Annotated in this window: 22 protein-coding genes, 1 tRNA gene and 1 pseudogene; 12 read left to right on the top strand and 12 right to left on the bottom strand. The window is 43.5% G+C overall.

The annotated features are described in order from the left end of the window. The 7 genes from traJ to AB5217_RS04070 are packed head-to-tail and all read left to right on the top strand — an operon-like array spanning window position 1 to window position 5,382. Window positions 1-1,008 carry a conjugative transposon protein TraJ gene (traJ, locus tag AB5217_RS04100; RefSeq protein ID WP_032845475.1) on the top strand — a complete coding sequence of 336 codons (1,008 nt, stop codon included), beginning with the start codon at window positions 1-3 and terminating at the stop codon, window positions 1,006-1,008. A gap of 23 nt (window positions 1,009-1,031) precedes the next feature. Beyond that, on the top strand, window positions 1,032-1,655 hold the full coding sequence (gene traK / locus AB5217_RS04095; protein ID WP_005776802.1) for a conjugative transposon protein TraK: 624 nt from the start codon (window positions 1,032-1,034) through the stop codon (window positions 1,653-1,655). Window positions 1,656-1,673: 18 nt separating this feature from the next. Continuing rightward, window positions 1,674-2,000, top strand: a complete 327-nt coding sequence (locus AB5217_RS04090) for a TraL conjugative transposon family protein (RefSeq protein WP_032845477.1) — start codon at window positions 1,674-1,676, stop codon at window positions 1,998-2,000. Beyond that, a complete protein-coding gene (gene traM, locus AB5217_RS04085; RefSeq protein ID WP_032845478.1) occupies window positions 1,948-3,273 on the top strand; it encodes a conjugative transposon protein TraM in 1,326 nt (441 codons plus the stop codon). Before AB5217_RS04090 ends, traM begins: the two co-directional genes overlap by 53 nt. Before the next feature lie 41 nt (window positions 3,274-3,314). Beyond that, window positions 3,315-4,334 carry a conjugative transposon protein TraN gene (gene traN / locus AB5217_RS04080; protein WP_008777209.1) on the top strand — a complete coding sequence of 340 codons (1,020 nt, stop codon included), beginning with the start codon at window positions 3,315-3,317 and terminating at the stop codon, window positions 4,332-4,334. Between the two features lies 1 nt (window position 4,335). Next, the gene (locus AB5217_RS04075) at window positions 4,336-4,920 is read left to right on the top strand and encodes a conjugal transfer protein TraO (protein ID WP_032845480.1); all 585 of its coding nucleotides are present in this window, start codon (window positions 4,336-4,338) and stop codon (window positions 4,918-4,920) included. Window positions 4,921-4,935: 15 nt separating this feature from the next. Continuing rightward, the gene (locus AB5217_RS04070) at window positions 4,936-5,382 is read left to right on the top strand and encodes a DUF3872 domain-containing protein (RefSeq protein WP_005800192.1); all 447 of its coding nucleotides are present in this window, start codon (window positions 4,936-4,938) and stop codon (window positions 5,380-5,382) included. Between the two features lie 123 nt (window positions 5,383-5,505). Here AB5217_RS04070 and AB5217_RS04065 read toward each other — a convergent pair whose 3' ends face one another. From AB5217_RS04065 to AB5217_RS04040, 6 genes are read right to left on the bottom strand one after another with little or no spacing between them, the layout of a single operon-like run. Next, window positions 5,506-5,724 carry a DUF3873 family protein gene (locus tag AB5217_RS04065; protein WP_008777211.1) on the bottom strand — a complete coding sequence of 73 codons (219 nt, stop codon included), beginning with the start codon at window positions 5,722-5,724 and terminating at the stop codon, window positions 5,506-5,508. A 27-nt stretch (window positions 5,725-5,751) separates the two neighbouring features. Beyond that, complete coding sequence (locus AB5217_RS04060; protein ID WP_368112643.1) at window positions 5,752-6,339, bottom strand: hypothetical protein; 588 nt, start codon at window positions 6,337-6,339, stop codon at window positions 5,752-5,754. 20 nt (window positions 6,340-6,359) lie between these two features. Then, complete coding sequence (locus tag AB5217_RS04055; RefSeq protein WP_005800187.1) at window positions 6,360-6,617, bottom strand: hypothetical protein; 258 nt, start codon at window positions 6,615-6,617, stop codon at window positions 6,360-6,362. Window positions 6,618-6,635: 18 nt separating this feature from the next. After that, window positions 6,636-6,854: a hypothetical protein gene (locus AB5217_RS04050; RefSeq protein WP_005776813.1), complete on the bottom strand. Its 219-nt coding sequence runs from the start codon at window positions 6,852-6,854 to the stop codon at window positions 6,636-6,638. Window positions 6,855-6,860: 6 nt separating this feature from the next. Then, window positions 6,861-7,349, bottom strand: coding sequence for an SLOG family protein (locus tag AB5217_RS04045; RefSeq protein WP_005800185.1), 489 nt, complete (start codon window positions 7,347-7,349; stop codon window positions 6,861-6,863). A gap of 11 nt (window positions 7,350-7,360) precedes the next feature. Then, the gene (locus AB5217_RS04040; protein WP_005800183.1) at window positions 7,361-7,624 is read right to left on the bottom strand and encodes a hypothetical protein; all 264 of its coding nucleotides are present in this window, start codon (window positions 7,622-7,624) and stop codon (window positions 7,361-7,363) included. 566 nt (window positions 7,625-8,190) lie between these two features. On the opposite strand from AB5217_RS04040, the gene AB5217_RS04035 reads away from it, so the two are divergent. Further along, window positions 8,191-8,463, top strand: a complete 273-nt coding sequence (locus AB5217_RS04035) for a hypothetical protein (protein ID WP_005800181.1) — start codon at window positions 8,191-8,193, stop codon at window positions 8,461-8,463. Between the two features lie 186 nt (window positions 8,464-8,649). Here the strand turns inward: AB5217_RS04035 and AB5217_RS04030 are convergent, their stop codons facing one another. Beyond that, entirely contained in the window at window positions 8,650-9,024 is a 375-nt protein-coding gene (locus tag AB5217_RS04030) for a hypothetical protein (RefSeq protein WP_005800179.1), read from the bottom strand. Window position 9,025: 1 nt separating this feature from the next. Further along, window positions 9,026-9,789, bottom strand: a pseudogene (locus tag AB5217_RS04025) (ribonucleotide-diphosphate reductase subunit beta). On the opposite strand from AB5217_RS04025, the gene AB5217_RS04020 reads away from it, so the two are divergent. Further along, entirely contained in the window at window positions 9,775-10,017 is a 243-nt protein-coding gene (locus AB5217_RS04020; RefSeq protein WP_007667361.1) for a hypothetical protein, read from the top strand. The pseudogene AB5217_RS04025 and the gene AB5217_RS04020 sit on opposite strands and share 15 nt — an antisense overlap. A 29-nt stretch (window positions 10,018-10,046) precedes the next feature. Here AB5217_RS04020 and AB5217_RS04015 read toward each other — a convergent pair whose 3' ends face one another. The 3 genes from AB5217_RS04015 to AB5217_RS04005 all read right to left on the bottom strand — a co-directional run bounded on the left by AB5217_RS04015 (window position 10,047) and on the right by AB5217_RS04005 (window position 12,114). Next, the gene (locus AB5217_RS04015; protein WP_005800177.1) at window positions 10,047-10,460 is read right to left on the bottom strand and encodes a hypothetical protein; all 414 of its coding nucleotides are present in this window, start codon (window positions 10,458-10,460) and stop codon (window positions 10,047-10,049) included. Window positions 10,461-10,506: 46 nt separating this feature from the next. Continuing rightward, window positions 10,507-11,766 carry a site-specific integrase gene (locus AB5217_RS04010; RefSeq protein ID WP_368112644.1) on the bottom strand — a complete coding sequence of 420 codons (1,260 nt, stop codon included), beginning with the start codon at window positions 11,764-11,766 and terminating at the stop codon, window positions 10,507-10,509. Window positions 11,767-12,041: 275 nt separating this feature from the next. Further along, window positions 12,042-12,114, bottom strand: a tRNA-Lys gene (locus AB5217_RS04005). Between the two features lie 121 nt (window positions 12,115-12,235). Here AB5217_RS04005 and ettA point away from each other — a divergent pair. From ettA to AB5217_RS03990, 3 genes are all read left to right on the top strand, one after another. Continuing rightward, window positions 12,236-13,927 carry an energy-dependent translational throttle protein EttA gene (ettA, locus tag AB5217_RS04000; protein ID WP_004300352.1) on the top strand — a complete coding sequence of 564 codons (1,692 nt, stop codon included), beginning with the start codon at window positions 12,236-12,238 and terminating at the stop codon, window positions 13,925-13,927. A gap of 216 nt (window positions 13,928-14,143) precedes the next feature. Then, on the top strand, window positions 14,144-17,497 hold the full coding sequence (locus AB5217_RS03995; protein WP_032854699.1) for a TonB-dependent receptor domain-containing protein: 3,354 nt from the start codon (window positions 14,144-14,146) through the stop codon (window positions 17,495-17,497). Window positions 17,498-17,802: 305 nt separating this feature from the next. Further along, a complete protein-coding gene (locus AB5217_RS03990; protein ID WP_080706953.1) occupies window positions 17,803-19,398 on the top strand; it encodes a hypothetical protein in 1,596 nt (531 codons plus the stop codon). Window positions 19,399-19,510: 112 nt separating this feature from the next. On the opposite strand, the gene AB5217_RS03985 is transcribed toward AB5217_RS03990, so the two are convergent. After that, on the bottom strand, window positions 19,511-20,611 hold the full coding sequence (locus AB5217_RS03985) for an endonuclease/exonuclease/phosphatase family protein (RefSeq protein ID WP_032843429.1): 1,101 nt from the start codon (window positions 20,609-20,611) through the stop codon (window positions 19,511-19,513). Between the last annotated feature and the right edge of the window lie 55 nt (window positions 20,612-20,666).

Below are 20,666 nucleotides of genomic sequence, written 5' to 3'. Positions count from 1 at the left end.
ATGACGGGCGAGGAAACTTTCAGCAACCTTCACGAAGTGTTGCGCAACCTTTATGACGAGATGATGCCTCTCTGTTCGGACATCACGGGTGTGGCTACCGGAGTGGCTGCACTGGGTGCACTGTTCTATGTGGCCTCACGGGTGTGGCAGGCTCTTTCGAGAGCCGAGCCGATTGACATTTACCCGCTCTTCAGACCTTTTTGTCTGGGGGCGTGCATCATGTTCTTCCCCACATTCGTTCTGGGAACTCTCAACGGCATCATGAGTCCGGTGGTCACCGGCTGCCACAGTATCATGGAAGGCCAGACACTGAACATACGGGAGTATTCCGAGAAGCGGCAGAAACTGGAATACGAGGCGATGACGAGAAATCCGGAAACGGCGTATCTGGTCGATAACGAGGAATATGAACGCCAGATCGAAGATCTGGGATGGTCGCCTTCGGATTTGAAGGCCATGGCGGGCATGGCGGCGGAACGCCTCAAATACCAGGCCAGGCAGAGCGTGAGCAATTTCTTCCGCAGCTTTCTGGAACTGCTGTTCCAGTCGGTTTCGCTGGTACTGGACACGCTGAGAACCTTCTTCCTGATCGTATTGAGCATTCTGGGACCTCTGTCATTCGCCATATCGGTGTACGACGGCTTCCACAATACGATGATCCAATGGATTTGCCAGTATATCAGCATCTATCTGTGGCTGCCCATATCCGACCTGTTCAGCTCCGTGCTGGCAAGGATTCAGGTGCTGATGATCGAGAAGGACATCGCTGCACTGAGCGATCCCGCCTATGTGCCCGACGTGAACAATTCCGCTTACATCATCTTCATGCTGATAGCCATTGTGGGCTATTTCACCATTCCGACAGTATCCACATGGGTGATTCAGGCATCGGGAGCCGGCAATTACGGCAAGCAGGTCAACTCGTGGTCACTAAAGGGCGGACGTGCGGCTGCCGCCATCACCGGTGCTTCCATCGGGCATATAGCCGGCAAGTTAAGAGGAAGATGAACCAACGTAAATATTAGAGATGTATGGAATTTAAAAGTTTAAAGAATATAGAAACGAGCTTCCGGCAAATTCGCACGATGGGGATCGTGTTCGTTTCGCTCTGTGCTCTGGTTACCGGCTATGCTCTCTGGAGCTCCTACCGGTTCGCCGAACGGCAGAGGGAGAAAATCTATGTGCTGGACAATGGGAAGTCCCTGATACTTGCTCTTTCCCAAGACCTTTCGCAGAACAGGCCGGTGGAGGCGAAAGAACATATCCGGCGTTTCCACGAGCTGTTTTTCACCTTGTCGCCCGACAAGGCGGCTATCGAGTCGAATATCCGCCGGGCGTTGTTCCTGTGCGACGAGAGTGCGTTCCGCTACTACAAGGACTGGGAGGAAAAGGGGTATTACAACCGTATAATCTCGGCCAATATCAACCAGAGCATCCGGGTGGACAGCGTGGCGTGCGACTTCAACAGCTACCCGTATGTGGTGACAACTTACGCACGGCAGTCGCTCGTCAGGTCGAGCAACATCACGGAACGGAGCCTTGTAACCCGTTGCCGGCTGTTGAACTCGGTCAGGTCGGACAATAACCCGCACGGCTTCACGATGGAGCAGTTCAATATCGTGGAGAACCGGGATTTGAGAACCGTTGAACGATAACTTAAAAAAAGAGAGGAAATGAACCGATTGAAAAAATGGATCAGGTATGTGCCTGACAGGATAGACGACGGACTCCGCTATCTGTGCGGACGGATGTCGCCCGATGTACGGCTCGTCTGCGTGGTGGCCATGCTCACCGGCTTCGGCTGTCTGTCGATATACATGACGGTATCTTCGATATACCGCATCGGCAGGCATGAGGGGGAGCAGTTGCAAATGGAGCATATCAGGCGGATGGAACTGTACAGGGGGATAAACAAGGATAGTATAAACATTAAAAATCAGGTGGATTATGGAGAACCTAAAAAATCAGGAACGGCAACCGGCGAACGCTGCAACGTCTGAAAAAGCGGAAGAGAAAGGGCAAACGCCGAAACAGGGGAAGAAAGAGGCCAGACCTCTGACTCCGGAAGAGATGCTCAAACGAAAGAAGATGCTCGTGTATCCGTTGTTCTTTCTCGTGTTTCTGGGAGCGATGTGGCTGATATTCGCTCCTTCTGACAGCGACGAGCCATTAAGGGAGGGATTCAACGTGGATGTCCCGATGCCGGAGGACAAGGGGCTGCCGTCGGATAAAAAGACCGCCTACGAACAAAGTGCCTTTGAAAAGAAACAAAAGGAGAAAATGAACACGCTCCAGGATCTGGCGGTATCGCTGGAACAGGAAGAGCCGGTGGCAGACGAGGTATTCCTGACGGAAGAGGACACGGACAACGGCAGTCCGTCTATCCGTTCCTCCGCCAATGCCTATCAGGACATCAACCGGCAGTTGGGCAGTTTTTATGAAACACGGCCTGCGGAAGATGACCAGAAAACGCTGGAACTGGAATGGCGTATTCAGGAGCTGGAGCGTCAGGCGGAGGAAGAGCGCAAGGCCAGAGAAAACGGTGAGGAACAACTGCGGCTGATGGAGAAGTCCTACGAGATGGCGGCAAGATACATGCCGGGCGGTGGTGAAACCAAACAGGTCGCCGTGTCCTCCTCTACGGGTAAAATGCCGGTCTGCCCGGTTACGCAGGTAGCGGAACGGGTGGTCAGCCTGCTGGCCGCACCCTTGTCCGATGAAGAGTTCGCCAGACAGTACGGTAAGCCCAGAAACATGGGTTTCCACACGGTGGGGACAGTCCGGAGCCGTACGGAAAGGAATGGTATCCGTGCCTGCGTGTACAGGACGGTAACGGTTTCGGGCAGCGACGGTCAGGAGGTGGGACTCCGCCTGCTGGAGCCGGTGCAGGCCGGAGAGTTGTACATACCCGCCAACACGATACTGACCGGCACGGCGAAAATCAGCGGTGAACGCATGGAAATCACCGTTTCCTCGGTCGCCTTTCAGGGAACAATCCTGCCGGTGGAGCTGGACGCTTATGACACGAGGGGCATGAAGGGCATTGAGGTCAGGGGATCGCAGGAGCTTACCGCCGTCAAGGAGATGGCGGCCAACATGGGTTCGGCAATGGGAAGCAGCATCAATATCTCCAGCAATGCCGGTGCACAGCTGGCTGCGGACTTGGGCAAAGGGGTGATACAGGGGGCATCGCAATACCTTTCCACAAAGTTCAGGAGTGCCAAGGCGACTTTGAAGGCGGATTACGAGCTATTGCTCGTGTCAAGACAATAAACGGTTAAAATCAATTTATTAATCAAGAAAAAACAACAAGCATGAAAAAAGTAATTTTAATGATGGCTTTTGCCATTGGTATGACCGGTGCGTATGCACAAAAGACCGTGAAAGTGGAAAAGACGGGAAATGACACGGAAGAAACGGCGGATTCCGGAGAAACGGGAACCACGCCGCTGCCGGATAAGGAGGACGCAAGGCGCAGCCCGTCCACCGGTGATTTGTTTGACGGGCTGACACGTCCGGTGACATTCGACCGGATGGTTCCTCCATACGCCTTGGAGGTGACATTTAATAAAACTGTACACCTTATCTTCCCGGCTGCTATCAAGTATGTGGATCTGGGATCGGCTGACATTCTTGCCGGCAAAGCGGACGGTTCGGAGAACGTGCTTCGGGTGAAAGCGGCGTTGAGGGACTTCTCCCGTGAAACGAATCTGGCGGTGATCACGGATGACGGCAGCTATTATACATTCAACGTGAAGTATGCGGACGAGCCGGCCAAGCTGAATATCGAGATGAAAGACTTCATCCATGATGGCGAGGCGGTGAACCGGCCGAACAACTCGCAGGAAATCTACCTTACGGAACTCGGCAGCGAGTCCCCGCTGCTGGTACGGCTGATCATGAAGTCCGTCTATGACAACAACAAACGTCTGGTGAAGCATATCGGCTGCAAGCGCTTCGGTATCCAGTATATCCTGAAAGGGATTTATACGCACAACGGTCTGCTTTATTTCCATATGGAACTGAAAAACGCTTCCAACGTGCCATTCTCCGTTGACTTTGTCACTTTTAAGGTGGTGGATAAAAAGGTTGCAAAACGTACCGCCATTCAGGAACAGGTTATCGTGCCGCTTCGTGCCTTCAACTATGTGACGGCGGTTGACGGAAAGAGCAAGGAACGGACGGTATTTACCCTGCCCAAATTCACCCTTCCGGATGACAAGCAGCTGGTTGTCGAGATGAACGAACAGAACGGGGGAAGGCATCAGCGGTTTATTCTGACCAACGCCGAGCTGATTCGTGCCAGAGTCATTAACGAGCTGAAGGTGAAATAGTATGAAAAGGGTCTCTGTTATTATATGTATACTTTTGTGCTTTGTCCTGACGGACAAGGCACATGCCCAACGTTGCCTGCCCGGTACAAAAGGGCTGCGTATTACCGCCGGCATGACGGACGGCTTTCACACTGCGGACAAACGTAACGAGCTGGGTTACCATTTCGGGATGGGAATGGACAGATATGTGAACGGCTGCCATAAGTGGGTATTCGGTGGCGAGTATCTCCAGAAGTATTATCCATACAAGGACATACGTGTCCCGGTTTCCCAATTCACTGCGGAAGGCGGCTATTATTATAATTTCCTTTCGGATGCCAACAAGGTGTTTCTCTGCTATGCCGGCGGTTCGGTGTTGGCGGGATATGAAACCGTGAATTGGGGCACAGGCATGCTGTTCGATGGTTCACGCCTGTGTGTCGGGGATGCATTTGTCTATGGCGGTGCGGTATCGCTGGAGATAGAAACCTACCTTGCCAACCAGGTGGTATTGCTGTTCCATGCACGTGAGCGTTGCCTCTGGGGAAATGACAGCGGACACTTTCATTTCCTGTTCGGGGTGGGATTGAAAATTATTTTGAATTGATAAAACAATAATAGAATGAAAAAGATGATTGAAAGCATGATTATAGCAGGTTGTATGCTGGTAGCCTTGTTATATATGACCGCCTGTTCTGACAAATTGGACGTTCAGCAGATGTATGAGTTTGATCTGGCGACCTTGCCGGTGCAGACGACAATCGTAAAGGGCGAGGAAGCGGAAATCCGTTGTCAACTTGTAAGAAGCGGCGAGTATCAGGACACCAAATACTTCATCAGGTACTTCCAACCGACAGGCAAAGGGGAGCTTCGCATGGAGAACGGTACGGTTTTGTTGCCGAACGACCTGTATCCGTTACCGGAAGAAACATTCAGGCTCTATTACAGGTCATTTGGCACAGACCAGCAGAAAATAGACATTTACATTCTCGATTCCTTCGGTCAGGTTGTGCAAAAGTCTTTTGCCTTTAATAATGAAGCGGAAGATGAAAAGGAGGATACCGAATGATTTATGCCGGATATACCCCGAAAAAAAAGCAGCGATAACGCTGAGTAGAGAAACTGAATGAAAATCTAATAAGATAGCTCCCCTTACCGGAATGGAAACCGGTAAGGGGAGCTTGTTCCTGTATTATTTCTTGTCCTCTTTCTTTTTAAGCCACTCGTTGTATTGTCGCCTGCACTCTTCCAATGTGGGCTTCACACAGGAGAAAAGTTCGTTGTCTGCCGTATCCCTATAATCATAGTGATAGAACGTGCGCCTTTTCCGTCCTACGGTCATTTGGAATTTTTCATATTTCTCACCCGTCTTGCAGGTTGAAACTCCGTTCTCGTTCATTTTTGTTGCCATAACTTATGATTTTATAGTTCGTGAATATTAAAACAGACTTAACTGTCGGGGCTGTGTGTATTTCCGCTTGATTTCCAACAGTTTTCCTTTCAGACTGCGGATAACCTTTGGGTTGTAATTGCTTCTGTCGGAAACAGACCAACGTTCCGCTTTATTGTATTGTTGCTCCAACAGGCGGATTCCTTGTCGGACAGCTTCCTTATAATCTCTGACAGGTTCATCCCAAACGGACGGGTGGCTACCGCCTCCGGCTGTGCCGGTACACCAGTCGATGGCTACCGCATACGTCCCGTCAACGGATTGCCCGATATGGATCGTGTTGAAGGTGTCTAACTTGATTTCCTCTATTATCGGCAACATGCCATTTATCCAACCGTGTTCGTTGAACTGCTTGCCGACATAACCGAAAATCATCCCTCTTTCATACGTGCGTACATTGAGTATGATATGTCGTACACTCTTGCCAAAACTCTCGAAATAAGCGATTTGTTCCGTGTCATTACGGCGTACTGCCAACAAGTAACGGAGGACTGCACTACGCTCTACCCTGCAAGGGTTGTACTCTACAATCTCCTGCAATTTCTCTTCTCGTGTCATTTGGGATATTGGTTTCATATCATTTATGTATTAGAGGGTTAAAATGTTGCAATGAATAATCGGCTTTGGATGAACTGCATGCTTCCTTTGGAAATGCGCTGGTTGCACCAGAAATGGTGTGAGCCGTAGCCGTAGGTGAAAAACTCGTCCAGTTCGGTCGTTTCCCGAAGTTTGTCAATGGATTGGCGGAGTTCCTCTTCTGTCCGGCAAAAGAGAAGGGTGTTTACCAGTCGGATAAGGAGTGCAGGGATTTTTTCATCCCATGCACAAATTGTGGTTTCAAACGTTACGTTCATATTTTTCTGATTTATTCATTAGACAGTCATTTTCAAAATCTCTCTCCAGTATATCGGCTCCACCTCACTGAGAAGGAAATCGATAAAATCTTTTCTCGCTTCTTTGCACAATTCCTGGTAAAGCTCTCCAAAGGTGGTGATGTTGCCGTTCAGGTAGGTTTCCACCATGTACTCGAAAATGTTGCTTACCTCGTAATATCTGCACTGCTGTGCGACAGTCCTGCTGTATCGTTTCATAAGGCTTTATTTATAAAGATTTATAATGATTCTGTTCATTATCCGTGCTTTTCCTACGGTATAATAAGTACCGCCATAGGGCTGCTTGTCCCAATAGGCTAAAACAATCTCGGAGTTGTCAATCAGGTAGTCGTTCCTGTGGTGGAAGCAGCCTTTGCGGTAATCTTCTCGGAGAATGACCGTTTCATCGGCAGTTTTCATTATCCGGTCGTATAAGGACTTGTTCTCCGGCCGGTATCTGTTTGACTGCCGGCTGAACGGCACAACGGCAATGAGTCGAATGTCCGTGTATTCCGCTTTAAGGGCAGTTACCGCTTGGGCTGCAAGCAAATCGAAGCCTTCCGCCATTCCGCTTAGAAAGTAGCGATAGCCCAGACTATACAACCTTCTTACTTGCGAAACTATATCCAGATAAAGATGCAGCATACCGACTTGGAGGATACGCTCTGAACGGTGTCCGGTGAACGCTACTGATTTTGTAATATCCATTGTCATAACTGTATGTGTTAAAGAATTAATAACCAAATGATAATCCCGACTACGACTGCAAAGGAGAGAATGGAAACCAGACACCCCCATGCGGAGCGGATCACGTCCGTTATCAGTTCTTTTGCGAGCCATAAACCGATAAACCACGCTAAAAGACTGCCACCGTACAGACTCCAACAGCAGCCTGAAAGAAGGAGCCGAACTAACCAGCCAAACAATTTATGCAGAGGCAGATTGAGTCTGTTCTTATTTCCTTTATGTATTTCTCTTGCTGTTTTCATAATCACGACATTTTTTTTATGCATTGACGAGTTGAGCTGACTTATTTCATGTGCGTCAAAAGGTCGGGTTTAGGAAAAACAAGGTTTTGGGTAAAAATACCTCGTGCCATTATGGCGCAGGGAAGATTTTTTTCAAAACCGGAACGGCTTGACCTTGTTTTTCCGTTAAGAACCCGAAGTACCTTTGCACTTGAATAAGTTAGTTTAATTCGTTCCTTTGCTTTAAATGTGGAGTGATGGCTACTGAAAACAGTGAGAGAAATACCCCGAAGGAAGTTAGCCTTAAACTTTGCTTAAAATCGTTGTGTTATAAATCCCTTATACATAAAGCGATGATTAATACGAAAAAAATTCTACCTTTGTGTTAGCGATGCAAATAGCATCGTGTAATCTGTTCGTTTACCGTAGTCCAGAAATCGCCAATTTCAAAAATACAGAGGTAAATGAACCGGGTAGGTTATATACTTTGACGTAACCTGTCGGTTCACTCTGTATTGAGCGTTTGGCGATGCTTTGGACTTGTGACTGGCAGCGTTACGTCAATTTAATATAATAACGTTATTGTTATGGATTTACAATCGACTCTCCTGAAAGGAGTAGTCCGGTCTTCAGAAGATGGGCTTTTCTATCTGTTTCCCATTCAGAGTCTATCTACATTGCAAGAGATGAAAGGGCATTTGACCTGTGCGATAGATGTCTTGAGCAATCCGGATGAAAGTGATGTGGAAAAGCGTTTGGACGCAGTTCGGACATTGAACAGCCTTGTGGCTGCATTGAGTGTTAATGACGGTGATCACTATGATGTGATAGATACTGCCTTTGAGGAGATCAGAGAGTAAAAAAACAGAGCGATATAATAAAAGCCTTCCTATTTCAAAACCGGAAAAAAGAAAGGTGTTGTACTGTCCAATGTGTGATTCATCGCGCTTGTTTGTACAACACTTTTCTGCGGTTTTGTATGGATGAAAGATTGTTCCGGTTCCGGAAGAATGGGAACGTTTTTTCTACTGATAATAATGTGGCTTTTATTCCGTTATTGAGGTTGGGGATTGAAATGTAAGAACTTCATCTGTTCCGTTATTAATCTGTTCCTGTTCACGCTCTTTACGCCGTATTTCTTTTTCCTTCTTTTTTGTTTTAGTCTTTATTTCCTGTTCTTTAAGGATTTGCTTTAGGGGCTTGACTACATCAGGACGTTCCTTTTTGAAACGTTTATAGAAGATCTCTTCTATAAATTCCGGTAAGGGGGCTTTCCACGGTTCTTGCCGGTGGTTGTCTATCTTGCCGAGTTTATCGGGATTGAGTCCAAGTTCACGGGCCATTTGTACATGGGTATCCGATAGCCGGTGTTTCTTTTGGGCGACTATCCATTTTTCGATCTGGGATTTCTTGATTGCCATATTACTTTTGATTTTCAGACTTTATTGTTTTACCTAAAAACAAACCGGTAACGGATTTTGCACCGAGTTGTATCAGTTTGCATTTCATTTGCGTGAAATTCTCGCCGGAAGAGATAATGTCGTCTATTAAAAATACGTCCCGGCCCTTAAAATAATCGGGATGAAAGATCAAGTTGGATAACTTGTCTTGTCCGTGAGTTCCTTTCATCTGCTCACGGTCTTCTTTTATCCATGTGGCACGAAATCCGTCCACGACTTTAAGCCGACGTGAGAGAAGGCTGCAAAAACGGGCGAAGCGGGTGATGTTCCGTTCACGGGTTGCCGCCGGTATGGGGATCAGCACGGCGTTGGCGGCTTTCTCCTTAAAGAACGGCATCCGGGCGATACAAAGCGAGAAGATCTTGGCGACAAGAGCTGCTTGTCGTCCTTCTTTAAATCTAAATACCAGATTGCTCGTCTTTCTGTCAGATACCGATATGTCCTTGCATCTGGTCGGGTAATAATCGTGGATATAGAAACACAAGGCTCCGTCGATACGCATCTTGCCTTTGAAATGGGTATTGTATGGGAAGAACTGGCGCACGAAATCGCTCTCGAAAGTAAAGTGGAGTATATCACGCCAAAGGGTGAGCGTGGTTTCATCCTGTACCCGATAGAGTTCTCCGTTGATACTTTCTTTATCCGATAAACCAATGCCGATTATCAGGTGTCATTGAAAGTGTCTTTTGATACAATATACCAATCAAAAGATTGGCAGATGCTCACGATGTCACAGTTATTGGTGCAAAGGAAGTAGAAGGTATTGTCAGACCTCTGGATAATCAGAAACTCGCCGGACATTTCGGAAAGGCGAAAATAGTTGCTGATATGGGCTTCCTCCACCTCGCTGAAGGATACGGATATGGTGAGGTTTTCTATCATGACATTGTTATTTGGCGTAAAGATAGAAATTTCGGGAGAAAAAGAGGCCTTGCCCGTTGGATTTTCGGGTAAGGCTCGCTATTTACAGGTTTCTATGCACGTTAGTTATAAGAAATGGTAGTCCGGTTGCTGTCGGGATGGAAAACAACAAGGACTTCGGGCTTTTTCTCTTGCAGGCGTTTGTACTCGCACAGGGAGTTGAGTACCCACTCACGAAACAGCTTCGTGCAATAGGTGTTGATGCGGAAGCTGAGAAATATGATCGCTTCCAGATTATAATAGGTAACAATGCTTTTGTTCTGTTTCTCGGTTATGGTCACGTCGCCGTCGTAAAGCAGGCGGGATTTGAAGATGGAGCGCACATTGGCGTCTATTGTCTGAACGAACACTCCGAACAGACGGGCAAGTTCGTGCTTGGTCATCCATACGTTGCCGTTCTCTATCTTTACACTGACGATGGGTTGTTCATCCTTGTTTTCCAAACCGGTGATGGTGATGTATCCTCTATTTTTCATAAGGCGTTGTTTTTTAAATGGTGTGACAATATAATGATTTGTTTATTCATACAGCGTTTTGCGCCGTACCTTTTTCCATATTTTTTAGTTTTCGATCCAGCATATTCATGTCATGGCTCAACTTTCTGTCCACCACACGGGCATAAATCTGTGTGGTCTGAATGTTGGTGTGTCCGAGCATCTTGGATACGCTCTCAATGGGAACGCCTTTGGTAAGGCAGATTTCCGTGGCGAACGAATGCCGGGCGAGATGGTAGGTGATCCGTTTGTTGATTTGGCAAATTGCGGCTATCTCCGCCAAATATTCATTCATCTTCTGGTTACTGATTACCGGAAGCAATCTTCCATCTTTCAACTTGCCCTCGTATTTGGCGAGAATATCCAACGGTATTTGCAGTAGGGGAATGAATGATTCCACGCCGGTTTTACCCCTGTCTTTCATAATCCACTTCTTGCCGTCCACCCCGATCTTTATGTCCTCGCTTGAAAGCGTATAGATGTCACAGTAGGGCAAACCGGTATAACAGCTAAAGATGAAAGCGTCACGCACGTGTTCCAACCGCTTTGATTTGAACTCCTTATAATAGATCGTGTCAATTTCCTCCTGCGTGAGATACCCTCTGTCGGTCTTGTCAAAATTGAACCTGAAATTCCCGAAGGGATCAATGAAGCTCAATCCGCTTTTCTGAGCAAACAACAGTATCGTATGGAAACGTTGTACAAATTTCATGGCGGTATTGTTGCTTACCTCACATTCCTGACGCAAATAAAGGTAGAAGTTCTCGATGTGGGTGACGGTGATTTCCTTCACGGGAATGTCCGACAACTTGTATTCCTTTTGCAAGAACTCTATCATCCGCTGTTTGGTAAGTTCGTAGCGAGAGTAGGTCTTTTGCGTGGCGGTCTTGCCGACCTTCTTTGCATACTGTTCATTGTGCTGGGTGAAGTAGCTGATGAGTGTTTTCTCCTTTTCCTCCAATCCCAGGAATGCGTTCCTGATTTTTTCCGGCAGTGCGTAACCGTCCACGTTCATCATGCGTGTGTAGTGCATGGTGATGGCCGAACGTATCTCGTCCAGTGTCTTGTTAAGTGAGGATACCCTGAGGTTTTCTTTCTTGTCCGCACTCTGTTTGTTGATGACGGCTCTTCCCGTTTTCGTGTCCCAGTTATCGGGGTGTATATCCAACTTGCTGCTGAATTGCACCTGATCACCGTCCACCGTGATACGTACCATTATTACTACATGACCGTTTTTCTTCGGTTCGTTCTTCTTTAAATAGAAGAGTGTCTTGAATGTCGATTTCATACCGTAACTCCTTTCTTGTTGCAAAGTTAATTTGTTCATTCCGTAACGGCTATGACTTTCGACTGCCAATATTCGACAAATGAGCGACTTACCTATAAATTCGTTACGGTTTTTATCGTAACGGAAAACCGTAACGAATTAGTAACGATTCATCTTCACAGGGTGGCTTTTTGAGGTCCTTTTTCTGTCGTAGGCAGGTAAGGAAAAAAGCTCCTTAAACCATTGGTTTAAAGAGCTTTGTCTTAGATTGTCGGAGTATTTTCATTTCTCCTAAGTGATCCGCCTGGGGCTCGAACCCAGGACCCCAACATTAAAAGTGTTGTGCTCTACCTGCTGAGCTAGCGAATCGGTCCTTCAGTGCTTTCTTTCGAATGCGGGTGCAAAGGTAGAACATTTTTTTATAACTCCAAAAGAATTCAAACATTTTTCTTATCTTTGTGCCATTATCAACAATATATAATCATACATTATGGCTGCTGACGATAAAAAAATTATCTTCTCGATGGTGGGAGTGAGCAAGGCTTTCACCCCCAATAAGAATGTGCTGAAAGACATTTACCTGTCGTTTTTCTATGGAGCGAAAATCGGTATTATCGGTTTGAACGGTTCCGGTAAATCAACGTTATTGAAGATCATCGCCGGTTTGGAGAAATCCTATCAGGGAGAAGTGGTGTTCTCTCCGGGATATTCCGTGGGTTACTTGGCACAGGAACCTTATTTAGACAACACAAAGACAGTAAAAGAAGTAGTAATGGAAGGCGTGCAACCCATTGTTGACGCACTGACAGAATACGAAGAAATCAATCAGAAGTTCGGTTTGCCGGAGTACTACGAGGATCAGGATAAGATGGATGCTCTTTTTGCTCGTCAGGGCGAACTGCAAGATATCATTGATGCGACTGATGCATGGAATCTGGACAGCAAACTGGAGCGTGCGATGGATGCTCTCCGTTGTCCGCCTGAAGATCAGCCGGTAGAAAACCTGTCCGGAGGTGAACGTCGTCGGGTAGCTTTATGTCGTTTGTTGTTGCAGAAACCGGATGTGCTCTTGCTGGACGAACCTACCAACCATTTGGATGCAGAATCTATCGACTGGTTGGAACAACATCTTCAGCAATATGAAGGTACGGTTATTGCCGTGACGCACGACCGTTACTTCCTCGATCATGTTGCCGGATGGATTCTCGAACTAGACCGTGGTGAAGGTATTCCCTGGAAAGGTAACTACTCTTCCTGGCTGGAACAGAAGACAAAACGTATGGAAATGGAAGAAAAGACCGTCAGCAAACGTCGCAAAACACTGGAACGTGAGTTGGAATGGGTGCGCATGGCTCCCAAAGCCCGTCAGGCAAAGGGTAAGGCACGTCTTAACTCTTATGACAAGTTGCTGAATGAAGACGTGAAAGAGAAAGAAGAAAAACTTGAAATCTTCATTCCGAATGGTCCGCGTCTGGGTAATAAAGTCATTGAAGCGAAACAGGTGGCTAAAGCATACGGCGATAAACTGTTGTTTGACGATTTGAACTTTATGCTTCCTCCTAATGGTATTGTTGGTGTGATCGGTCCCAATGGTGCGGGAAAGACGACACTGTTCCGTCTGATTATGGGATTGGAGACAGTAGATAAAGGAGAATTTGAAGTAGGAGAGACTGTAAAGGTGGCGTATGTAGACCAGCAACACAGAGACATTGATCCGAATAAGAGTGTTTACCAGGTAATTTCCGGTGGTAATGAGCTGATCCGCATGGGAGGACGTGACATCAATGCACGTGCATACCTTTCTCGTTTCAATTTCTCCGGAGGCGATCAGGAAAAACTTTGCGGTGTACTGTCCGGTGGTGAAAGAAACCGTTTACACTTGGCGATGGCTTTGAAAGAAGAAGGCAATGTACTGTTGCTCGATGAGCCTACCAATGATATTGATGTAAACACATTGCGTGCTTTGGAAGAAGGTCTGGAAGATTTTGCCGGCTGTGCTGTAGTTATCTCGCATGACCGTTGGTTCCTCGATCGTATCTGTACACACATCCTTGCTTTTGAAGGAGACTCCAATGTATTCTACTTCGAAGGGTCTTATTCAGAATACGAAGAAAACAAAATGAAACGTTTGGGAAATGAAGAGCCGAAGCGTGTTCGTTATAGAAAGTTAATGACTGACTAGTATAAAGTAATAGATTGAAGCATTTCTAATGCTTTCTGTTTCAAAATAAAAGGCTCTGCAAATATTGTGGAGCCTTTATCGTTTTATAACAAGGGAAAACGTTTATCTCTCTTAAAAAATTGTAGTATAATCGTAATGTAGTTCTAAATATTATTAATTATATTTGTGCACAGTTTTTAAAAGCAAACAATTTATATTAACTAATCAACTACATTTATGTTAAAGAGAATGCGATCTTTCTTAGTGCTAGTAATGTTATTTATTACCGTCACGATGAGCGCGCAGGTTACAACAGCCACGATGAGTGGTAAAGTGACCGCACAAGATGAACCAATCATTGGAGCAACAATCGTTGCGGTTCACGAACCATCAGGCACTCGTTATGGTACAGTGACTAACGTCAGTGGTCAATTTAATCTGCAGGGTATGCGTACCGGCGGCCTTTACAAAGTAGAAATTTCTTATGTTGGTTATCAAACAGCAATTTACAAGGGAATTAATCTTTTACTGGGAGAGAATTATGTTTTAAATGTTTCTTTAAAAGAGAGTTCAGAACTGTTGGACGAAGTAGTAGTGACTGCTTCTAAAGAGAGTAATATGAAGTCTGACAGAGCAGGTGCTATTATGAATGCCAATCGTGATATGATTAATAGTACTCCGACTATTTCTCGTAGTATTAGCGATATCATGCGTCTTTCTCCACAAGGTGCTGATGTTGGTAACGGTTTTGCAGTAGGTGGTGGTAACTATCGTCAGTCATTTGTAACAGTTGATGGTGCTGCTTTTAATAATACATTCGGATTAGGAGGTAATCTCCCGGCTAACGGATCTCCAATATCTTTGGATGCTTTGGAACAAGTTACAGTGGCTGTAACTCCGTTCGACGTTCGTCAGAGCGGTTTTACAGGGGGGGCAATTAATGCAGTAACTCGTTCAGGAGATAATCAATTCCGTGGAACGGTTTATGGTTATTTTAATAATGAGAACCTGCGTGGTGATAGGGTTGAGGATTATAAACTGACTCGTTCAAAATCACAGTATTATACTTATGGTGCAAGTTTTGGTGGTCCTATAATTAAAGATAAGTTGTTCTTTTTTGTGAATGGAGAATATGAGGACAATGTAACAGCTGGTTCAAGTTATCAACCACGTACATCTTTAGATCAAGAATATACGGGAAATGTACGTCGTCCTGTTGAAAATACAATTGTTGACGGAAATGAGACTTGGGTTGGCTTGAATGATATGAGACAATATTTGAAAGAGAAATATAACTATGATCCAGGACGTTATAATAACTATTCTGTAAATACTCCGGCATATCGTATTATGGCTCGTTTGGATTGGAATGCTAATCTGAATAATAAGTTAAGTCTCCGTTTTACAAAGACTCATACAAAAGATTCAAATTTCCCATCAAGCTCTACTAGTCCTTTGAGTGCTGATGATATTTATCCAGGTGATACAGGATTGGGTATTCCAAAAGGAAAGGACTCTGGACGTAGTACTAAATATTCTATGAGTTTTGAGAACTCAAACTATTATCAAGTGCGTGATTTTACATCTGTAGCTGGTGAATGGAACTCTCGTTTCGCTAATGGAGCTATGAATAATATGTTACGTTTTGCATATTCTTATCAGAATGAGCCACGTGAATATGACGGTAATCCATTTCCGACCGTTGATATATTAAAAGATGGTGCATCATATGCAGGTTTTGGTATGGATGTATTTACACAAGGTAATTTGCGTAAAACTTCAGTATATACAGTAACGGATGAGTTTAATTGGAATGTTGGGATAAATAAGTTTATGGCTGGTTTCCAGTATGAACATACTAAGGCTACAAATGGCTATATGCAAGCTGGTGGAGGTTACTATGTTTATAGCTCATGGGATGATTTTGTAAATGGTAAGAAACCTGCTGCTTTTGGTATAACTCACTCTAATGCTGCGGATTTATCACAGTTTTATGCAGAAATGAAATTTCAACAATTCTCTCTATATTTGCAGGATGAAATAGCATTGTCTGAAAATCTTAAGGTTACAGGTGGACTTCGCTTTGAATTACCAATTTATCCCTCATTGAAGAATAACTATAATGAAGACTTTGCAAAATTGGATTTTGGAGGTACTCGTTATTCTACTGATCAGTTACCTGATGCTAAGCTTTCTGTATCACCTCGTGTTGGTTTTAACTGGGATTTGACAGGCGAACGTAAATATGTGCTTCGTGGTGGTACAGGATTATTTGTGGGACGTTTGCCGTTCGTATGGTTAGTATCTGCTGTCGGAAACTCAAATGTTGGGCAAACGCAATATTTTTATAATAAGGTGGATGCTAATACAGGTAAACAACCCGATTTCCATACAAATGTAAATGATATTTTGAAAGATCTTTATGATGGAAAATTTACTCCGAATGAAGTTGTAGCTCCACAATCTCCAACTATTATTGATACAAATTTGAAGATGCCATCCACTTGGAAAACATCTTTAGCATTTGATATGAAATTGCCTGGTGATATTGATTTTACAGTTGAGGGTATTTATAGTCGCGATTATAATCCTGTAGTCGTTTCCAATACAGGTTACAAACCATCTGAAACGACAGTAACTCTAGCTCCGGGGGATGTACGTAATACATATACAATGTATAGTGATGCAACTTGGAGAAATAAATATCAAAATGTATATTTGTTAGAGAATTGGAAAAAGGGTGCATACTATTATTCTATTTCTGCACAATTACGTAAGAATTTTGATTTTGGTCTTGATGTATCATTTGCTTATACTCACTCAAAGGCACGGTCTTACAGTGATGGTATTGGTGATCAGGTAACGTCTGCTTATAAGACTAATACTTATTCTGTTAATGGTATTAATGAACATGAATTGGGATATGGTACTTATGTAGCACCAGATAGAGTATTAGCGACAATCGGATATCGCAAAGAATATGGAAAGCATTTTGCAACAAGTGTATCACTATTGTATGAAGGTATGCAAATGGGTTTTGCTGGTAGTTATTCATACAGTCGTTATTCATATACTTTTGGTGGAAATGTGGTTGGTGATTATGGAGCAAATAATCTGTTGTATGTTCCTGCAACACGTGAAGAATTAGACAGCTGGAATTTTGTAGATTCAAAAGATAAATCAGGTAATGTTACTTATGCAGCTAAAGATCAAAAAGATGATTTTTGGAATTACATTAACCAAGATAGTTATTTGAAAAGTCGCAAGGGTAAATATACAGAGAGAGGTGGAGCTAAAATGCCGTGGCATCATCAGATTGATTTTAAATTGAATCAGGACTTCTTCTTGAATGTTAATGGAAAGAAGAACATTCTACAGGTGGGTGTAGATATCAAGAATCTTCCTAACTTACTTAATAACAGCTGGGGAGTATATAAACAAGTGAATAATACTTCTTTGCTTAATTATAAGAATGGAGAGTTTACTATGAATAAGAATGGAAGCAATGTGTTGACCGATACATATCGGACATATCAAAGTTTTAGATCTACTTATTCGGTACAATTTAGTGTACGCTACATTTTTAACTAATTGAGAATTAATCTCATAATATTAGAAAGCCGGGTGACTTTGAGTTGTCCGGCTTTTTTATATCAAACAGGAGTGTGAGGCATTAAAATGCCCCCAAAGCTATGTACTAATTATTTCTATTTGTAATGTATTATATGTTTTCTTGTAAAATATATTGTTTTTGCCTTTGCCCTGTCAATTTTATTCCTTATATTTGAGACACATAAACATTATAGCCTATGGAAATATAAAGACTTCTCTCTGTTGTCGTATTCAATCGACATTTTGTTTTTCATATCAAGTCATTAACTTTAAACTAGAACATTATGAAAGCAATTGTTAGCCCTTTGTACTTCATTTATTTGTTCGTTCTAAGCCTTTTTATAGGTTTCTCTATTGGTAGTTGTAGTGACAATGAATTTGAAGAGTTGAGTGATAATAGTAATGCGACGAAAGTTCAAACACGAGCTGTACCGACTCCTGTATTTGATTGGGAAAATGCAGACTGGATGCCTACTCCTTCAATGCAGTCTCGAATCCCTTCCCCATGGTCCGGACAAGGAAGTTTGGTTGGAACGTATGGAATTGATATAGTCAATGATAGAAAAGCATTTGATGGATGGGAATTATTGTATAATACATTCGATTCGAATGTAACTGCTCCTTTGGTAAATCCTTATTTTGTACTTTATAATAAATATAGGGGAATAATGCGTATCTATTTATATTTAACAACTTCATTTGTTACGACTTCATCATATATTCAAGATGGTATAACTGTTGTTTCGAATCGTAAAACATCTATTTTAAATTATTTGGGGCAAGATATTATAGATTTGGATAAGGAGCCTAATAAGCAATATATGCAAATGCAACCGGCTCCTATGGATGGTTCTCTACCTTTGGCTGCTAATCGTTGGTATATGATGCAATATGAACTGGCTTATGATCCCAATTTAGCTGATATTCCATATAAGGATATTCAGTTTAGCTGGACTTTAAATTATTATAATGTTCAACAGATAAGTCTAGGAGGGAATATAACAGGCAGTCTTAATGGAACAATTGGAAGTGCATCAGGATCAAATTTGTTTAAACCCTTATTAGGTGTTGGTAAGGCTGTGGGTACTGGTGTGTTGGCAGGAGTTGGAAAGGATTTAATCACTCATAATACTATTAATGCAGAAACTGGAGAAAATAAACTGGGATTGTCTAACAAGATATTTAAAGACGTGGCAAAAGGAGTTTCTGCCGCTTTATCTGCTGCATCGGGAAACATCCCTGGTGCAATAATGGGATTATTAAGTGCCGTTGCAGGTGGTAGTTCTTCTACTCCTACACCTATTAGCTTGACATTGAAGGCTGAAATTGAGCTGAAGGGTACTGGGACAGAGGGTGGTGCCTTTCCTTCAACTCCTGTCTCATTTTGGATACCAGGCACGAATATTACATCGGAAGCTACTGGATTTGTTCCATTATATGATAAAAGTTTAGGCGTTCTATACTTACGCGAGAAGCCCAAATTGGTGATTAGTGAATATTATGATGAAAAATTTTATGAGGTAGATCCAGTGTATGGTCATGATATATTAGATGGATATAATTATTATTTTTATTTTCCAAAAACTATTGATTTTTCTAATTGTTTGGTAGTAAATCCCGAAGTAGAGGAGATTGCAGATGTTGAAATTATGAAACAAGAGGTTGTGTATATAAGAGATGTTGTATGTTCCCCCGAAAATTTTAATTGGTGCGGAATTACTGACATATATGGCCACCAGCGTGGACCTTATTGGCCTTGGCCATTTTCAGTGCGTTTTACAGTTAAAGTATCTCCCAAAAATGGAGCTCCTTCATCAATTATAATAAAAACTTTTGGAATTACTCCTGAATTTAGAAATTGGCCATATTGGGAAAATTGAACGACAATAAAATGAAGTCTATTTAGTCTAAAGTCATTTTGAAAAGAATCCCTTATTTATAGTTCCATTCATTCTTATGAAGAAACTAATATAAGGGATTTCTTATCTTCTTTTATAACTTCACCCTCATCACCACCGGATTATGATCGCTATAAGTAAGATCCGGCGAGAAGTAACCCGTACTATTCAGTTCCGGTGAATGGAGAATATAGTCGATTCTTAACAGATGCTTGAAAAACTTGAAAGTATACATATACCCATGACCGCTCGTCTGAAAACCATCCTGCAACTTATCACCTTTTACAGTGTGATAAACATACGAAGACGGCAGAGAGTTAAAGTCACCGCAGATGATAGTAGGATAGGGGGAAGCAGCTATCAGTTGCTTTAGAGTATTAGCTTGTACGGCACGTTTCCGGAAATTCTCATGTAATCCGTCAATCAATCCCAAAGCAGCACGTTCCACCCTTTGAGAATCATCCGTGCGGAGTCCCTTTTCCAGTTTGCGCTTGTTCTGGCTCACTTCCGTTGTTTGGAGATGATTGTTGAACAGGCGGATGATACGGCCATTAATCTCAATATCACACCAGAGACTGCAATTTTTCGAATCAGGATAGACGATAAGATTCTCCTCCTTGATGGGGTAACGGCTGAAAACAGCCAGCTGCAACAAATGTTTACCCTCGGGAGAAATAGGAATAAAATGATACGGCCAATTAGAAAGAACCGCAGCTATACTGTCTACACCAAACTCATCGTTTATACCAAACTCCTGAAAACAGAGAATATCTGCTTGCAGATTTCTCATGTAAGAGGCTATCTCTTTGCATGAATAACCGGTATGCTCATGATTAAAAGCGTCAACGTTGTAAGTAGCAACAGTTAGAATACCAGGAGTATACGCGTTCATTTTGACCATTGGAGCCGAAGCCGGGCTGAAAAAAGGAGATTGAATCACACAACTAATATAGCTCCAGTTACTAAATATAGCAATCAGAGGGATGAAAACCCAACACCGCCAACGGATCGTCCAGTAGATGACAGAAGCAAGATTAGCCAACAAAAGTATCGGTAAAATCAAACCGATGAAAGGCATAAATTTGAAACTGTCCGGTGCGGCATTACCTACGAAGGCGCCCGCAATGGTAACTCCTGCCAAAATACTGGTCAGCACGATGGATATGTAATAAAACAGTCTGTAAAAGGCTTTCATCTAATCTAAGTTATTGGGTGATTATATCACTATTAAAGCGTTTTCTATACAATAT

The sequence above is a fragment of the Bacteroides sp. MSSM.1001136sp1_RTP21357st2_D2_RTP21359_211015 genome (genome assembly GCF_040913205.1).
GTDB classification, from domain to species: Bacteria; Bacteroidota; Bacteroidia; order Bacteroidales; family Bacteroidaceae; genus Bacteroides; species Bacteroides ovatus.
The sequence above is the reverse complement of the archived record's forward strand: the minus strand, read 5'-3'. Positions and strand labels throughout refer to the sequence as shown.

Excerpts from the sequence above, each read along its gene's own strand:
- AB5217_RS04045 (WP_005800185.1), bottom strand. The coding sequence starts at position 7,349 with ATGACAATGGATATTACAAAATCAGTAGCGTTCACCGGACACCGTTCA.
- AB5217_RS04060 (WP_368112643.1), bottom strand. The coding sequence starts at position 6,339 with ATGAAACCAATATCCCAAATGACACGAGAAGAGAAATTGCAGGAGATT.
- AB5217_RS04075 (WP_032845480.1), top strand. The coding sequence starts at position 4,336 with ATGAAAAGGGTCTCTGTTATTATATGTATACTTTTGTGCTTTGTCCTG.
- AB5217_RS03990 (WP_080706953.1), top strand. The coding sequence starts at position 17,803 with ATGAAAGCAATTGTTAGCCCTTTGTACTTCATTTATTTGTTCGTTCTA.
- AB5217_RS04015 (WP_005800177.1), bottom strand. The coding sequence starts at position 10,460 with ATGAAAAATAGAGGATACATCACCATCACCGGTTTGGAAAACAAGGAT.
- AB5217_RS04010 (WP_368112644.1), bottom strand. The coding sequence starts at position 11,766 with ATGAAATCGACATTCAAGACACTCTTCTATTTAAAGAAGAACGAACCG.
- AB5217_RS04055 (WP_005800187.1), bottom strand. The coding sequence starts at position 6,617 with ATGAACGTAACGTTTGAAACCACAATTTGTGCATGGGATGAAAAAATC.
- AB5217_RS03985 (WP_032843429.1), bottom strand. The coding sequence starts at position 20,611 with ATGAAAGCCTTTTACAGACTGTTTTATTACATATCCATCGTGCTGACC.
- AB5217_RS04035 (WP_005800181.1), top strand. The coding sequence starts at position 8,191 with ATGGATTTACAATCGACTCTCCTGAAAGGAGTAGTCCGGTCTTCAGAA.
- AB5217_RS04030 (WP_005800179.1), bottom strand. The coding sequence starts at position 9,024 with ATGGCAATCAAGAAATCCCAGATCGAAAAATGGATAGTCGCCCAAAAG.
- traJ (WP_032845475.1), top strand. The coding sequence starts at position 1 with ATGACGGGCGAGGAAACTTTCAGCAACCTTCACGAAGTGTTGCGCAAC.
- traN (WP_008777209.1), top strand. The coding sequence starts at position 3,315 with ATGAAAAAAGTAATTTTAATGATGGCTTTTGCCATTGGTATGACCGGT.
- ettA (WP_004300352.1), top strand. The coding sequence starts at position 12,236 with ATGGCTGCTGACGATAAAAAAATTATCTTCTCGATGGTGGGAGTGAGC.
- AB5217_RS04090 (WP_032845477.1), top strand. The coding sequence starts at position 1,674 with ATGAACCGATTGAAAAAATGGATCAGGTATGTGCCTGACAGGATAGAC.
- traM (WP_032845478.1), top strand. The coding sequence starts at position 1,948 with ATGGAGAACCTAAAAAATCAGGAACGGCAACCGGCGAACGCTGCAACG.
- AB5217_RS03995 (WP_032854699.1), top strand. The coding sequence starts at position 14,144 with ATGTTAAAGAGAATGCGATCTTTCTTAGTGCTAGTAATGTTATTTATT.
- AB5217_RS04050 (WP_005776813.1), bottom strand. The coding sequence starts at position 6,854 with ATGAAACGATACAGCAGGACTGTCGCACAGCAGTGCAGATATTACGAG.
- AB5217_RS04070 (WP_005800192.1), top strand. The coding sequence starts at position 4,936 with ATGAAAAAGATGATTGAAAGCATGATTATAGCAGGTTGTATGCTGGTA.
- traK (WP_005776802.1), top strand. The coding sequence starts at position 1,032 with ATGGAATTTAAAAGTTTAAAGAATATAGAAACGAGCTTCCGGCAAATT.
- AB5217_RS04040 (WP_005800183.1), bottom strand. The coding sequence starts at position 7,624 with ATGAAAACAGCAAGAGAAATACATAAAGGAAATAAGAACAGACTCAAT.
- AB5217_RS04065 (WP_008777211.1), bottom strand. The coding sequence starts at position 5,724 with ATGGCAACAAAAATGAACGAGAACGGAGTTTCAACCTGCAAGACGGGT.